At 70.5% G+C, this 15688-nt stretch carries 12 protein-coding genes; 1 reads left to right on the forward strand and 11 read right to left on the reverse strand.

Annotation, left to right across the window (positions count from 1 at the left end):
* Positions 1-15 precede the first annotated feature (15 nt).
* Positions 16-357 (reverse strand): LysM peptidoglycan-binding domain-containing protein, encoded by a 342-nt coding sequence (locus tag VGJ14_09735; GenBank protein ID HEY2832694.1) that lies wholly within the window; start codon positions 355-357, stop codon positions 16-18.
* A 220-nt stretch (positions 358-577) separates the two neighbouring features.
* Here VGJ14_09735 and lexA point away from each other — a divergent pair, with 220 nt between their 5' ends.
* Positions 578-1249 carry a transcriptional repressor LexA gene (gene lexA / locus VGJ14_09740; protein ID HEY2832695.1) on the forward strand — a complete coding sequence of 224 codons (672 nt, stop codon included), beginning with the start codon at positions 578-580 and terminating at the stop codon, positions 1247-1249.
* A 7-nt stretch (positions 1250-1256) separates the two neighbouring features.
* On the opposite strand, the gene VGJ14_09745 is transcribed toward lexA, so the two are convergent.
* From VGJ14_09745 to VGJ14_09790, 10 genes are all read right to left on the reverse strand, one after another.
* The gene (locus VGJ14_09745) at positions 1257-3296 is read right to left on the reverse strand and encodes an ATP-dependent DNA helicase (GenBank protein HEY2832696.1); all 2040 of its coding nucleotides are present in this window, start codon (positions 3294-3296) and stop codon (positions 1257-1259) included.
* A 24-nt stretch (positions 3297-3320) separates the two neighbouring features.
* A complete protein-coding gene (gene hflX / locus VGJ14_09750; protein HEY2832697.1) occupies positions 3321-4757 on the reverse strand; it encodes a GTPase HflX in 1437 nt (478 codons plus the stop codon).
* The gene (dapF, locus tag VGJ14_09755) at positions 4754-5656 is read right to left on the reverse strand and encodes a diaminopimelate epimerase (GenBank protein ID HEY2832698.1); all 903 of its coding nucleotides are present in this window, start codon (positions 5654-5656) and stop codon (positions 4754-4756) included. Before dapF ends, hflX begins: the two co-directional genes overlap by 4 nt.
* Before the next feature lie 112 nt (positions 5657-5768).
* Positions 5769-6680: a tRNA (adenosine(37)-N6)-dimethylallyltransferase MiaA gene (gene miaA / locus VGJ14_09760; GenBank protein ID HEY2832699.1), complete on the reverse strand. Its 912-nt coding sequence runs from the start codon at positions 6678-6680 to the stop codon at positions 5769-5771.
* Positions 6677-7948 carry a deoxyguanosinetriphosphate triphosphohydrolase gene (locus VGJ14_09765; GenBank protein HEY2832700.1) on the reverse strand — a complete coding sequence of 424 codons (1272 nt, stop codon included), beginning with the start codon at positions 7946-7948 and terminating at the stop codon, positions 6677-6679. The genes miaA and VGJ14_09765 overlap by 4 nt, the downstream gene beginning before the upstream one ends.
* Before the next feature lie 10 nt (positions 7949-7958).
* A complete protein-coding gene (gene ppdK, locus VGJ14_09770; GenBank protein HEY2832701.1) occupies positions 7959-10655 on the reverse strand; it encodes a pyruvate, phosphate dikinase in 2697 nt (898 codons plus the stop codon).
* 81 nt (positions 10656-10736) lie between these two features.
* The gene (locus tag VGJ14_09775) at positions 10737-12299 is read right to left on the reverse strand and encodes a glycosyltransferase family 39 protein (protein HEY2832702.1); all 1563 of its coding nucleotides are present in this window, start codon (positions 12297-12299) and stop codon (positions 10737-10739) included.
* A gap of 12 nt (positions 12300-12311) precedes the next feature.
* Positions 12312-13814: an NAD(P)/FAD-dependent oxidoreductase gene (locus VGJ14_09780; protein HEY2832703.1), complete on the reverse strand. Its 1503-nt coding sequence runs from the start codon at positions 13812-13814 to the stop codon at positions 12312-12314.
* 129 nt (positions 13815-13943) lie between these two features.
* Positions 13944-15113 carry a tRNA dihydrouridine synthase DusB gene (gene dusB, locus VGJ14_09785; protein HEY2832704.1) on the reverse strand — a complete coding sequence of 390 codons (1170 nt, stop codon included), beginning with the start codon at positions 15111-15113 and terminating at the stop codon, positions 13944-13946.
* Positions 15114-15125: 12 nt separating this feature from the next.
* The coding region (locus tag VGJ14_09790; protein HEY2832705.1) for a His/Gly/Thr/Pro-type tRNA ligase C-terminal domain-containing protein at positions 15126-15688 on the reverse strand (563 nt) is incomplete at its 5' end.

Here is a 15688-nt window from a genome sequence, read left to right on the forward strand (position 1 = left end):
CACCGGCCACATCGGTCACGGCAGCAGCAGCTCTTGCCCGGCCTGGATGCCCGCCCCGGACAGGGCGTTGAGCTCACGGATGGACTCCACCACGACCCGGGGATCGCGGTGCGGGGACACCTGCCGGGCCAGTGCCCACAGGGTCTGCCCCGGTTGCACCACGACCGTGCGGTGCGCCACCGGGGCCGAGTCGGAGTCCGCGCCGTGCGCGGCGGCGCCGAAGGCCAGGCCGGCGACGAAAATGCCGGCCAGCAGGACGGCCAGCAGCACGCCCTGTCCGCGCCGGGTCAACCGCATCCGAATGGGCCGCTCGCCGACCACCACGCCGGCGTTCTCGGGGAGAGTTGCGGTGTTCACGACTACCTCCTGGCGGGCCTTGGCGTGTCGAACATGCTTTCGAGGATCGCAGTGCCACAGTTGTACCCGACACCACCGACAGAATCCACGATCAGTTCGAACATTTGTTTGATCGGAGTGTCGAAAGGCGTTACTCTGCTCGGCATCGGAGCAGCGAGTCAGGAGGCAAAGGGTGGCCGGCAGGATCAAGCAGGAGGAACCCGGCGGCGAGCTGCACGCGCTGCCCGACGGACCACCGGACGGCTCCGGCCTCACCCCGCGGCAGCGCCGCGTGCTGGAGGTCATCCGGGATTCGGTGGACCGCCGCGGCTACCCCCCGTCCATGCGGGAGATCGGCGACGCAGTCGGCCTGACCTCGACCTCCTCGGTCTCCCATCAGCTGACCACGTTGGAGCGCCGGGGCTACCTGCGCCGGGATCCGAACCGTCCCCGGGCGCTCGAGGTACGGCTGCCCGACGGTGTGGAGCCGGACGGCAGCACCGATGCCTTCGAGCCGGAGTGGCGGGCCAACCGCCCGGCCGCGGCCTACGTCCCGGTCGTCGGACGCATCGCGGCGGGCGGCCCGATCCTGGCCGAACAGTCGGTGGAGTCGGTATTCCCGTTGCCCCGCGAACTTGTCGGTGAGGGCACGCTGTTCCTGCTCAGGGTCAGCGGTGACTCCATGATCGACGCCGCGATCTGCGACGGCGATTGGGTGGTGGTGCGCCAGCAGGCGGTGGCCGAATCCGGGGACATCGTGGCCGCCATGCTGGACGGTGAGGCCACCGTGAAGACCTTCAAGCGGCGCGGCGGGCGCATCTGGCTGATGCCGCACAACGACGCGTACGAGCCGATCGCGGGCGAGTTCGCGACCATCCTCGGCAAGGTGGTGAGCGTGCTGCGCCGCGTCTGACGCGGCTTCAGTCTCCCGATGGGGCCGTGGTTTCCGCGGCCAACCGTGCCAATGCCGAGCGCACCACCGTCGGATCGGTGGTGTACCAGAACGGCGGTAGCGAAGCGCGCAGGTACCGGCCGTAGCGGGCGGTGGCCAACCGTGCATCGAGTACGGCAACCACCCCGCGGTCGGTGTCCGAGCGGATCAGCCGCCCGGCGCCCTGCGCCAGGCGCACCGCGGCATGGGCGGCGTACACCGCCATGAATCCGTTGCCGCCGGCCTTGTCCGCCGCACGGGCGCGCGCAGTGGCCAGTGGGTCGTCCGGGCGCGGAAACGGCAGGCGGTCGATGATCACCAGGCTGCAGGACGCGCCCGGCACGTCGATGCCCTGCCAGAGCGACAGCGTGCCGAACAGGCACGACGCCGGATCCGCGGTGAACGCGGTGATCAACGCGGCCAGGGTGTCCTCGCCCTGGCAGAGCACCGGGAACGGCAGGCGTTCGCGCATCTCCGCGGCGGTCAAATCGGCGACCCGGCGCGAGGAGAACAACCCCAGGGTGCGCCCACCCGCCGTTTCGATCATCGCGGCGAGTTCGTCCAGCGCGGCCGGGCCGAGGCCATCCCGGCCGGGGGCCGGCAGATGAGCGGCGACATAGAGGATGCCCTGCTTGCCGTAGACGAACGGCGATCCCACGTCCAGCCCACGCCACCGGATCGGTTTGTTGTCCTCGACGTCCTCGCCCTCGGCGCTGTCGGCGGTCGGACCCTCGACGACCGGCTCGACCGGAGTGCGGTCGTCGGTGGGCGGACCCAGCCCGACGCTGCGCGCGGTGTGTTCGAACGTGCCGCCGACGGTGAGCGTGGCCGAGGTGAGCACCACGGTCCGGTCGGCGAACAACGACCGGCGCAGCAACCCGGCCACGGACAGCGGGGCCACCCGCAGCACCCGGCCGCGCCGTTCCTCCACGTCCAGCCAGGCCACGTCGTGCTCCGACGGGGCGGTCAGTCGGGCCGCGGTGTCCATGATCTCCTCGACACCGGCGCGGGCGATTTTCTTCGCCAGCAGCACATCCGGGGCGTCGCCGGAGGACGTGGAGATCGAGGTGAGCACGCCGCGGGCGGCGTCACGCAGTGCGGCCAGTTCCGCACCGAGCAACGCCGGCATGACGGTGAGGGCGCCCGGCTCCACCGCGGCCAGGGTGGCGGCGAAGCCGTCACCCACGCCGGCCAGGATCTCCACCGCACGCGCGTCGGCCACCTTGGTCGCGGCCCGCGCGGCCCGTTCCACCAGCGGGGCGGTGAGTTCGGCGGTGGCCACCGCGGCCACCCGGTCGGTGAGTTCGTGTGCCTCGTCGACGATGACCGCGTCGTGCTCGGGCAGCACCGGGATGTTCTCCAGCGCGTCGATGGCCAACAGCGCGTGGTTGGTGACCACCACGTCGGCCTCGGCGGCGGCGTACCGGGCACGCTCGGCGAAGCACTGCTCCCCCTGCGGGCACCGCGTGGCGCCGGGGCATTCCCGGGAGGTCACCGACACCTGCGCCCAGGCCCGGTCGCTGACGCCGGGCACCAGATCGTCGCGGTCGCCGGTGTCGGTCTCCTCGGCCCACTGACGGGCCCTCAGTACGTCTTTGCCGAGTGGGCTGGTCGGGGCCTGCGCGGCCGCGACGTCGAACAGCCCGTCGCCGTCCTCGGTGCCCGCCCCGCCCCCGATGCGGTGCAGGCAGGCATAGTTGTTGCGGCCCTTGAGGATTGCGAAGCTCGGCCGGCGACCGAGCACGGGGGTGGCGGCGTCCACCAGCCGCGGCAGATCGCGGCGGATCAACTGCGCCTGTAGGCCGAGGGTCGCGGTGGCCACCACCACCGGGCGTCGGTGCAGCAGCGCCGCCACCAGGTAGGCCAGTGACTTCCCGGTGCCGGTACCCGCCTGCACCAACAGGTGTTCGCCATCGTTGATCGCGTCGGCGACCGCCTCGGCCATCTGCAGCTGACCCGGCCGGTCCACCCCATCGAGGTCACCGACCGCCACCGCGAGCAACGCGGAGACGGTGGGCCGGTTCGACACCGTGCCGAGATTAGCGGGCGGTTGTCAGGGCACGGCGTACGCGGTCAACTCGGCGGCCAGCGCCTCGCCGACCCGGGCGCGCAGGCGAGTGCCCTCGCCGGTGTGCTCCTCGACCAGCACGTCGCCGTGTTCGTGGACCCGGGAGATCAGGCCGCCGCGGTCGTACGGGACCAGGACGTCCACCTCCACCTCCGGACGCGGGATGCCGGCGGCGATGGCGTCCAGCAGACCGGGGATGCCCGCGCCGGTGCGGGCGGAGACCACCACCGCGGTCGGCTCGCGGCGGACCAGGCGCTCCAGGGTGTAGGCGTCGGCCGCGTCGGACTTGTTGACCACCACGATCTCCGGGATGTTGCGGGCGTCGATCTCGGCGAGCACGGCGCGCACCGCGGAGAGTTGCGCCTCCGGTTCAGCGTCCGAGCCATCGACCACGTGCAAAATCAGGTCGGCGTCGGAGATCTCCTCCAGTGTGGAGCGGAACGCCTCCACCAACTGGTGGGGCAGGTGGCGCACGAAACCGACCGTGTCGGTGAGCGTGAACGCCCGGCCGTCCGGGGTGGCCGCGCGGCGCACCGTGGGGTCCAGGGTGGCGAACAGGGCGTTCTCCACCAGCACGCCGGCCCCGGTGATCCGGTTCAGCAGCGAGGACTTCCCGGCGTTGGTGTAGCCGACGATGGCCACCGAGGCCACGGCGTTGCGCCGCCGCTCGCCGCGCTGGGTGGCCCGGGAGGTACCCATCTCGGCGATCTCCCGGCGCAGCTTGGCCATCTTGGTGCGGATGCGCCGCCGGTCGGTCTCGATCTTGGTCTCACCAGGGCCGCGGCCGCCGATCCCGGCACCGCCGGCCACCCGGCCACCACCCTGCCGGGACATCGACTCACCCCAGCCACGCAGCCGGGGCAGCATGTATTGCATCTGCGCGAGTTCCACCTGCGCCTTGCCCTCCCGGGACTTGGCGTGCTGGGCGAAGATGTCCAGGATCAGCGCGGTCCGGTCGATGACCTTGACCTTGACCACCTTCTCCAACTGCACCAGCTGACCCGGCGTCAGTTCACCGTCACAGATGACCGTATCGGCCCCCATTGCCACGACCACGTCACGCAGTTCCTTGGCCTTGCCGGAACCCACGTAGGTCGCCGGATCCGGCCGGTCGCGGCGTTGCGCGAACCCGTCGAGCACCAGGGCGCCCGCGGTCTCGGCCAGCAGACGCAGCTCGTGCAGCGAGCTCTCCGCGGCGGCCGCGGTACCCGAGGTCCACACCCCGATCAGCACCACCCGCTCGAGGCGCAGCTGCCGGTACTCGACCTCGGTGACGTCGGTGAGCTCGGTGGACAGGCCCTGCACGCGCCGCAGCGCGTGTCGGTCGGCCAGGTCGAGCTGATCGCCGTCGAGGTCGAATTCCGGTTCTGACAGCCCGTCAGCTTCGGCGTCGTCGAACTCGAAACGTTCGGTGCTCGTCATGCGCTCCCTGTCCCGACGGCGGCTGTCTGCACGGAAGCGTCCCACGGGATCGCTTCCTCCGACCACCCGATATCTCCGTGCCACTCCCCGGCGGCGACCAACACCGCCGGGCCGGTCATCAATACCGAGCCCGACTCGGTCTCGGTGATCTCCAGGCGGCCACCGGGCACCTCGACCAGGTATCCGTCCGGACCGCCCGCCCGACCGGCGGCCACCGCCGCCGCGCAGATCCCGGTGCCGCACGATCGGGTCTCCCCCGAGCCGCGCTCGTGCACCCGCAGCGCCAGGTGCCCCGGGCCGACCCGGACCACGAACTCGACGTTGACGCCCTCGGGGTAAGCCTCGGCCGGGGTGACCAGCGGTGCGGTGCGCAGGTCGCCGGCGTCCGCGAGGTCGTCCACGAACACCACCGCGTGCGGGTTCGGCATGAACACCGCCCGGGCGGGCCAGGTGCGCTCCCCCACCCGCACGGCGATCTCCCCGAGATCGGGCAGCTGCGCCGGCCCCATGTCCACGGTGATCGGGCCGGTGGCCGGGCAGTCCACGGTGCGCACTCCGCCCCGGGTGGCGATCGGGATCGTGCCCGCAGGTTCGAGGCCCGCGTCGACCAGGTAGCGGGCGAACACCCGGATGCCGTTGCCGCACATCTCGGCGATCGATCCGTCGGCGTTGCGATAATCCATGAACCAGCGCGCCGCGCCACAGTAGGCAGCGGCGTCGGGCTCCGCATCGGTCGGGACCACCCGCAGGATTCCGTCGCCACCGATGCCCGCCCGGCGATCACAGATCGCGGCCACCTGCGCGGCGGTCAGCCGCACTCGGCCCTCGAGGTCGGGGATCAGCACGAAGTCGTTCTCCGTGCCATGGCCCTTCACGAAGGGCAGGCCGCCGCTGTTCATCGCCCTCCAGAATAAGTCAGAGCGCCCAAATTCAAGTCGAGTGTGCAGTGGAGCACGCATTACCCACCGGTAAGCGGTGCCCGACTGCACACTCGACCGGAAAGTTCCGGGTTCAGCGGGGGGTGCGGACCTCGTGCAGGGCCATCGCCAGCGTCTCGGTAGCGTCCGCGGGGAGCCAGATGATCCGGCGGTCCCGGTCGAACCATTTCTGCTGCCGGCGGGCGAACTTGCGCGTGGCGCGCACGGTGGCCTGATGGGCCTCGTCCTCGGTGCACCGACCATCGAGGAAGTCCAGCACTTGGGCGTACCCCAGCGCCCGCGAGGCGGTGCGTCCCTCACGTAGGCCCAACTCGGCCAGGCCGGCCACTTCCGCCACCAGGCCGTCTCGCCACATGGCGTCCACCCGGGCCGAAATGCGCAGGTCGAGCTCAGTGCGGTCCAGGTACAGACCGAGTTGGATCGCGGGTCGCACATAGCGGGGCTCGGGCAACTCGGCAATGAACGGCCCGTCGGTCAGTTCGATGACCTCAAGGGCGCGCACGATCCGCCGGGTGTTGCCGGGCAGGATGCGCGCCCCGGCCACCGGGTCGAGCGCGGCCAACCGGGCGTGCAACGCGCCGGGTTCGGCGTGCTCGGCTTCGGCCTCCAGCCGGGCGCGCACCGCGGGGTCGGTGCCGGGAAATTCCAGGTCGTCCAGTGCGGCCCGGAGGTACAGCCCGGAGCCGCCGACCAGGACCGCGGAGCGACCGGCGGAGGTCAGCTGCGCGAGAACGGCGCGGGCATCCCGTTGATACTCCGCGACGTTGGCGGGCTCGGCGACCTCCAGGACGTCGAGCAGATGATGCGGCACGCCCTGGCGCGCGTCCGTGGAGATCTTGGCGGTGCCGATGTCCATGCCGCGGTAGAGCTGCATGGAGTCGGCATTGATCACCTCGCCGTCCAGCGCCCTGGCCAGGGCCACGCCGAGCGCGGACTTGCCGGTGGCCGTGGCGCCGACCACCGCGATCACCGGCGGCGCAATCATCGGTCGGGGCGACACAACCGCTCGTGCCAGCTCACCGCGGCGGCATCGGACAACGTGGCGATCTGGTCGATGACGACCCGGCGGCGGGCTTCGCCATCGACGGCATCCAGCCAGTCGGCGCGGAACGCGGGCTCCAGCGCCTCCGGGGCACCCGCGTCCAGCGCGTCGACGAGCTCGGCGATCAGCGCGCGTTCCCTGGCCTGCACGCCGAACCGCAGCGGGGTGCGCATCACATACCGCGTGGCGACCGCCTTGAGCAGTGCCACCTCCACCGCCGTGCCGCGCGGCACCACCAGGTCCGCGGCGTACCGGGTCAGGGACTCCGCGCCGTACCGGGCCCGAGTTGCGTGCTCGGCAGCCTCGCAGAACCGCCCGATCAGCGAGCTGGTCATGTTCTTCAGCGCGGCCAGGCCGCGCCGGGTGCGGTCGGGCTCCCGCGGCCACCAGGGCTCGGCGACCAGGTCCACGGCGGCCTGGTCGATCTCGGCCGGATCGATGTCGGCCAGAAACGCCTCGGCGACGAGCTTGGCCAGATCGCTGCGCTCGGTCGGCGAGAACAGCACCCGCAGATCCACCAGCCCGGCGTAGTTGCCGTCCTCGATGTCGTGCACCGAATACGCGACGTCGTCGACGAAGTCCATCAGCTGCGCCTCCAGGCATCGGGTGCCGTCCGGCCGCCCGGCGCGCAGCCACCGATAGACCGCGGCGTCCTCGGCGTAGCAGCCGAACTTGCCGCCGCCGGCGCCCCGCGGCCACGGATACTTGACCGTGGCATCCAGCGCGGCGCGGGTCAGGTTCACCCCGGCGCTGTGCCCGTCCGCGGACAGCGTCTTGGCCTCCAGCCGGGTCAGCACCCGCAACGTCTGCGCGTTGCCCTCGAAGCCGCCGCAGCCCGCCGCGGCCAGGTCGAGGGCGTCCTCGCCGTTGTGCCCGAACGGCGGGTGGCCCAGGTCGTGGGCCAGGCAGGCGGTCTCCACCAGGTCCGGGTCGGCGCCGATGCGACGGCCCAGCTCGCGGCCGATCTGACCGACCTCGAGGGAGTGGGTCAGCCGGTTGCGGGCGAAATCGTCACTGGTCGGCGCCACCACCTGGGTCTTGGCGGCCAACCGGCGCAGTGCCGCGGAGTGCAGCACCCGGGCCCGGTCACGTTGAAACGCCGTCCGACCCGGCCGCTTGGGCGGTTCCGGCACCCAGCGCTCCACGTCGGCCGGGCCGTAACCGTCCGCGAGCTCCGCCTGGTCCACCATCGGCGCCCAACCTAGCGCCACGCCACGACGATCAGCGGGTATCGGACCCGCCCGCGCCGGCCGCGCGACCGGCCTCCAGCCGGGCCACCGGCACCCGGAACGGCGAACAGGACACGTAATCCAACCCGACGGCGTGGAAGAAGTGGATCGAGTCCGGGTCGCCACCGTGTTCGCCGCACACGCCGAGCTTCAGGTCGGACTTGACGGCCCGACCCTCCTGCGACGCGATGCGCACCAACCGGCCCACACCCTCGCGGTCCAGCGACTCGAACGGCGAGACGCCGAAAATGCCCTTCTCCAGGTACTGGGTGAAGAACGCGGCCTCCACGTCGTCGCGGGAGAAGCCCCACGTGGTCTGGGTGAGGTCATTGGTGCCGTAGGAGAAGAAGTCGGCCGCCTCGGCGATCTGATCCGCGGTCAGCGCGGCCCGGGGCAGTTCGATCATCGTGCCGATCGGGATGAACGACAGGTCCACCCCGCTCGCGGCCGCGACCTCGGCGATGACGTTCTCGGCCTCGTCGCGCATGAGCTCGAGCTCCTGCACGGCGCCGACCAACGGGATCATCACCTCGGGCAGCGGGTTGCCGCCGGCCTGCTTGCGCTGCGCGGCCGCTTCGGCGATCGCGCGCACCTGCATGGCGAACAGGCCGGGGATGACCACGCCGAGCCGCACCCCACGCAGGCCGAGCATCGGGTTGGACTCGTGCAGTCGGTTCACCGCGACGAGCAGTTCCTTGTCATGCCCCGGGTCCTGGCCCAATGCCTCGGCGACGGCGACCTTGACCGCCAGGTCAGTCAGGTTGGGCAGGAACTCGTGCAGCGGCGGGTCGATCAACCGCACGGTCACCGGCAGGCCGTCCATGGCCTCGAAGATCTCCACGAAGTCCTGCCGTTGCAGCGGCTCGAGGGCCGCCAGCGCCGCGAGGCGCTCGCTGTCGGAGTTCGCCAGGATCAGCTTTTCCACCTGGATCGCCCGGTCCCCGAGGAACATGTGCTCGGTGCGGCACAGGCCGATGCCCTGGGCGCCCATCCGACGGGCCCGCGCGGAGTCCTCCGGGGTGTCGGCGTTGGTGCGGATCCGCATCGTGCGCACGCCGTCGGCGTGGGTGATCAACCGATGCACGGCCTTGACCAGGTCGTCAGCGTCGGCCGAGGCCGGGTCGAGGTTGCCCTCGAAGTACTGCACCACCGGGCTCGGCGAGACCGGCACCTGGCCCAGGTAGACCGCGCCGGAAGAACCGTCGATGGACAGCACGTCGCCCTCGGCGATGAGCACGCCGCCGGGCGCCTTGATGGTCTTGGCCTTGGTGTCGACGTCGAGTTCCTCGGCGCCGCACACGCAGGTCTTGCCCATGCCCCGGGCGACGACCGCGGCATGCGAGGTTTTACCGCCGCGGCTGGTCAGGATGCCCGCGGCGGCGATCATGCCCTCGAGGTCGTCCGGGTTGGTCTCCCGGCGGACCAGGATCACCGCCTCGCCGCGCTCGGCCCACGCCACCGCGTCTGCGGAGGAGAACACGGCCCTGCCGACCGCAGCACCGGGCGAGGCGTTCATGCCCTTGGTGATCCGCTTCGGGTTCGTCGAGGTGTCGAACTTGGGGAACATCAGCTGGGTGAGTTGCTCGCCGGTGACTCGCTGCAGCGCCTCGTCGGCGTCGATCAGGCCCTCGTCGATCAGCTGGGTGGCGATCCGGAAAGCTGCGCCCGCGGTCCGCTTGCCGACCCGGGTCTGCAGCATCCACAGCTTGCCGCGCTCGATGGTGAACTCGATGTCGCACAGGTCGCGGTAGTGCGTCTCCAGCTGGGACATGATCCCGACCAGATTGTCGAAACTGGTTTTGTCCAGGCGCTCCAGATCCTGCAACTGCAGCGTGTTCCGGATGCCCGCGACGACGTCCTCGCCCTGCGCGTTCTCCAGGTAGTCGCCATACAGGCCGATCTGGCCCGAGCCCGGGTCCCGGGTGAAGCAGACGCCGGTGCCGGAGTCCATGCCGAGGTTGCCGAACACCATCGACTGCACGTTGACCGCGGTGCCCAGGTCGGCCGGGATGCGCTCCTGGCGGCGATAGAGGATCGCGCGCGGGGCGTTCCACGAGTTGAAGACCGCGTAGACGGCCGCATCGAGTTGGGCGCGCGGGTCCTGCGGGAACTCGGCGCCGGTGTGGTGCTTGATGATCCCTTTGAACGACTCGACCAGACCACGCAGGTCATCGGCGTCCAGGTCGAGGTCGGCGGTGGTGTTCTTGGCCTTCTTGGCCGCGTCGATGGCGTCCTCGAAGTGCTCGCCCTCGATGTGCAACACGGTCTTGCCGAACATCTGCAGCAGCCGACGGTAGGAGTCCCAGGCGAAGCGGTCGTTGGACGACTGTTTGGCCAGGCCTGCGACGGAATCGTCGTTCAGGCCGATGTTGAGGACGGTTTCCATCATGCCGGGCATGGAGAACTTGGCGCCCGAACGCACGGAGACCAGCAGCGGGTCATCGGCCTGGCCGAGCTTCTTGCCGAACTGAGCCTCCAGCCAGGCCAGCTTGTCGCTGACCTGGGCGGACAGCTCCGCGGGTGCCGAGCCGGTCGTCAGGTAGGCCTGGCAGGCCTCCGTGGTGATGGTGAAGCCCGGTGGTACCGGTAGCCCCAGATTCGTCATCTCCGCGAGGTTGGCGCCCTTGCCGCCCAGCAGATCCTTCTGATCGCGGTTGCCCTCGGTGAAGTCGTAGACGAACTTCGGCACCCCAGTGCTCCTCAACCTCGTGTCTTCTCCGCGGGGCAGTTTATTGCGTCCGGATTTCTTACCGGTGATCCCCCGACCCGCTCAGTGGGTGAACCGCTGCAACCCGGGGTGTTCGAAGGCGCCGGTGTCGGGCACCAACACCGTCGGGAGACCCAGCCCGGCCAGCAGCCGGTCGTACAGCGGCCCGCAGATCCGGGTGTGGGTGCGGTAGTCCCAGGTACCCACCCACCAGATGGACGCGCCCGGATCGCCCTTCAGGAACGCCTCGATGCGGGCGGCGGTGGGCCGCGGTTGGATGGCCGCGACGCGCTCTTTGTAGTCCACCCAGTTGACCACCGACGGGTCGGTCTCACTCGGCAGCTCCAGGCGGGACACCCCGGTCACGTGCAACCGGGCCTCGACCGCGGGGGCCAGCTGGTCCGGGCAGTACACGATCAGGTCGCCCTCGCGGGCCGAGGCGTTCAGCACGTTGGCGACCTTGTCGGCGCGGGTGTGCGGGCTGGTCGCCGCGGTCACCCCGGTGCTGAGGCCGAGCACGGTGAACCCGGCCAGCACGGCCGCGGCGGCCGGTTGGGGCAGCCGGGCGACACCGAGAGCCAGCAACAGCAACACCAGCGGCACCACCACCGCGGTGTAGCGGCCGACCACCGCGCCGTTGTCCGCCATCGCCGCGCCCAGCGCGAGCAGCAACGTCACCGCGGTGACCGTGGCCAGCCACGCGCTCGTCCCACCGGGTCGGGTCAGCGTCACCGCGCCGTCCGGGGCCCGGCGGATGAAGATCGCCACCGCCAGCATGACCACCAGCAGCAGCATGCCCAGGGTGCCGGCGGTGGCGTAGCCGCCGGACCAATCCTGCGGCAGGGCGGCCAGCGAACCCAGGTTCGGCGCCTGCGCCCAGGGCGCTCCGGTGTGTTGTGCCTGATAGAGCATGATCGGCACCCAGGGCAGGAACGTCAGCGCGCCGAGCACCAGGCCGAGCAGCGCACGACCCACGAAGCGGCGCTCGCCCGGCCGCCGCCAGGCCACCACCACCAACCCGGCACCCACCGTGACCAGCAGGAACTGCGCCCAGTAGTGGGTGTACAGCAGGTCGGCGGAGCACAACGCCAGGCCGAGCATGCCCAGCCGGTCACCGCGTCGGTGCACCCGCGACAGGGCGAGCATGCCGAGCAGCACCTCGAGCGCCACCAGGGAGTACATCCGGGCCTCACCGGCATACCGGATGGACCAGGGGTTGACCGCGAACAGCACCACGGTGATCCAGGCAACCTCACGGTCGGCACCCAGTCGCCGGGCCACCAGCCAGGCCGCGGGCAACGCCAGCACCGAGGCCAGCATGGACAGCGAGCGCACCGCCCAGATGCCGTCCCCGAAGGCTTTGATCCAGCCGTGCAGCACCACGTAGTACAGCGGCGGCGCGCCGTCAGTACGCAGCAGCGCGGGCAGATGCGACATCGGTTGCTTGGCGAAGGCGACCGTTTGAGCCTCGTCCAACCACAACGCGGAGTGCGCCCACAGTCGCAGCGCCACCCCGGCGAGTATCACCAGCGCCGCCGCGGCGGGCGCGAAACGCCACCACCACGCGACGGAGGAGTCCGGGGCGGTGTGCCGCTCCGGACGGCGGAGGACCGAGGGGCTGGTCAATCCCGTCGCACGTCAGGCTGCCGGAGCCTGGTCGCGGCGGGGCAGCACCGGCGCGGAGCGGCCGGTGCCCGAGGAACTGGAGGAGTCATTGCGCTTCTCCTCGTGGTACTCCTCCTCGACGTTCACCGTCCACAGGTCGCGCGGAATCCCGCAAATGTTGTCCACGGCGTACATCGCGGTGACCATCGAGTGGTCCTGGTTGTTGTAGCGGTGCATCCCGTTGCGACCGGTCGCCTGGACGTTGACCGTCGCAGCGGCCAACCACTCCCGGATGATGTCGACCTTGCGGTCGTAGCCCTCGTCGTAGATCGGGTACGCCTTGGGCACCCGCACCACGTACCCGGCCTCCACCGCCTCGATGCTGACCAGACCCAACTCGGCCAGTTCCTTCTTGGCCAGGTCCACCAGGTCGGAGTCACTGGAGGTCCAGGTGCCATCGCCCTCATTGACGAAGTACTCCAGGCCCAGACAGGTGCGCCCGTCCTTGACCAGGTACGGCGACCACGAGCCGTAGTTCTGGATGCGGCCGACTTTCACCCCCGGCGTGTGGATGTAGATCCAGTTGTCCGGGAAGCCGTTGGCCTCCGGCACCACCAACGCGACGGTGAGGAAGTCGCGATAGCCCAGGCCCTGCGCGGCCTCGATGACCGGTGACGGCGCCTTTTCGTCCATCGCCTGCACCAGATTGGCCAGCGGCATCGAGGAGATGACGTCGGAGCAGCGGACCAGCTTCTCCTCGCCCTCGTGCATCACGGTGAGCGCGTTGACCCGGTCGCCCTCGCGGTGCAGCGCGACCACCGGGGCGTTCATGATCACCTGGCCGCCGCCGGCGACCACCAGGTCGCGGCAGCGTTCCCACATCATGCCCGGGCCGTATTTGGGGTACTGGAAGCGGTCGATCAGCGTGGTGAACTCGGTCTGGCCCTTGGGCTGGAAGATCGCGTTCTTGATCGCACCGAGCAGCGACAGGTTCTTGATGCGCTGCGCGGCCCAGTCGGCCTGGATCGCGGTGCCGGGGATGCCCCAGAGCTTCTCGGTGTAGGTCTTGAAGAAGATCCGGTAGAGCCGCCAGCCGAACCGGGCGGCGACCCAGCCCTCGAAGTTGGTCTGGTCCTTGGGCGGACGCACCCGCACCCAGGCATAGGACGCCACGCAGCGGATGGCCTCCAGGATGCCGAGGCCCTTCAACGCGTTGCCGGCCTTGAGCGGGTAGTCGAACAGCTTGCCGCGGTACATGATGCGGCTCATCCGCGGGCGCTGCAGGAAGTCCTCGTCGGGCAGCACGTCGTGCCAGAACTTCTCCACCTCGGGCACCTTGGTGAAGAACCGGTGTCCACCGATGTCGAACCGCCAGCCGTCGCGCACCTCGGTGCGGGAGATGCCACCGATCTGATCGGAGGCCTCGAACACGGTGACCGCACGGCCGCGGCGCACCAGTTCCAGGGCGGCGGTCAGCCCGGCCGGTCCCGCCCCGATCACCACCACTGGGTCGGTCGAGGTCTCCTCCAGCGACATGCGCACTCCCTGGGTGTTGGCTGGGCTCGTCGCGGTCCGAGCGGATTCTTTCGTGCTCTGCCCCGTATCACCCAATCGAGCCGTGAGTAATTGGACACGTTTCGGCCCGTGCGGGGACACGATTGGATCTCAGCCCCCTGACGGCACCAGGTCAGCGGCGTCGTCGGGGGCCGCGACGCCGTCGAACGGGTCGGTCAACCAGCCATCGGGTAAAGCCACCCGTCGGGGCGATCCGGTGCGGCCGCGGGGCACACCGATGGCCTCGGCCGGGAAGGGCTGGGCGAGGTCCAGGGCACCCAGCAGGTCGTCCAACTCGGCAAGAGAGGACACCAGGCCCAATGCGCGACGCAGCGCGGGGCCCACCGCGAAGCCCTTCAGGTACCAGGCAATGTGCTTGCGGATCTCGCAGCACGCCCAGATCTCCCCACTGTCTTGAGCCATCAGCCGGGCGTGCCGGCGCAGCGTGGCGGCCACCGTAGGCAGGTTTGGGTGGCCGGGATCGGACCCGCCGCCCAGCACCGTTGCCAGGTTGCCGAACAGCCAGGGCCGGCCCAAGCACCCGCGGCCGACGACCACCCCGGCACAGCCGGTGGCGGCCAGCATCTCCACCGCGTCGGCGGCCTCCCAGATATCACCGTTACCCAGCACCGGGACGTCGACGTGCTCGACCAGCCGGGCGATCGCCGACCAGTCCGCGGTCCCGGAGTAGTGCTGGGCGGCGGTGCGGGCGTGCAGCGCAACCCAGGCGACGCCCTCCGCGGCGGCGATGCGCCCGGCGTCGAGGTAGGTGAGGGTGTCCGCGTCAATGCCCATCCGCATCTTGATGGTCACCGGGATGCGACCGTCGGCACCGGCCACCGCAGCGGCGACCACCCGCCCGAACAGGGTGCGTTTGAAGGGCAGCGCCGCTCCCCCGCCCTTGCGCGTCACCTTGGGCACCGGGCAGCCGAAGTTCAGGTCGACGTGGTCGGCCAGGTCCTCGGCCACCACCAAACGCACCGCGGCACCGATGGACTCCGCGTCCGATCCGTACAACTGCAGGCTGCGCGGGCGCTCGTCGACCTCGAAGGCGACCATCGAACGGGTGGTGCGGTCGTTCTCCACCAGCCCGCGGGCAGTGATCATCTCGTTGACGAACAACCCGGGCGCACTGCACGGCGTCCGCGGCGCGGCCGCCCGGGCATGCTCACGGCACAGCGAGCGGAACGCACGGTTGGTGATCCCGGCCATCGGCGCCAGCACCACCGGTGGGTTGACCTCGATCGAGCCCAGCCGTAGCGGGGCGAGATCGGTGGCCACCCCCCGAGTGTCTCAGCAGCCGATGAGGTGCTCGTGCAGGTAACCGGGCAGCCGGTCCAGCGAGACGCGCTCCTGCTTCATGGTGTCGCGCTCGCGCACCGTCACCGACTGATCAGCCAGCGAGTCGAAGTCCAGGGTGACGCAGAACGGCGTGCCGATCTCGTCCTGCCGGCGGTAGCGGCGGCCGATCGCGCCCGCGTCGTCGAAGTCCACGTTCCAGTCCCGACGCAGCTGCGCGGCCAGCGCGCGTCCGCGCGGGGACAGGTCGGTGTTGCGGGACAGCGGCAGCACCGCCGCCTTCACCGGGGCCAACCGATGGTCCAGCCGCAGCACGGTGCGGGTCTTCGGCACGCCGCGCGCGTCGGCCGCGAAATCCTCGGACAGTGCCGCGATCAAGAACGCCAGCACGCAGCGGGACAACCCGGCGGTGGGCGCGATCACGTAGGGCATCCAGCGCGAGTTGGTCAGCCCGTCGAAGTAGCTGAGGTCCTTTCCGGAGCGGCTGGAGTGGGCGAGTAGGTCCACGTCGGTGCGATTGGCCAAGCCCTCGACCTTGCCCCAGGTGGCGTCGTCGA

Source organism: Sporichthyaceae bacterium (genome assembly GCA_036493475.1).
In the GTDB taxonomy this organism is placed as follows: domain Bacteria; phylum Actinomycetota; class Actinomycetes; order Sporichthyales; family Sporichthyaceae; genus DASQPJ01.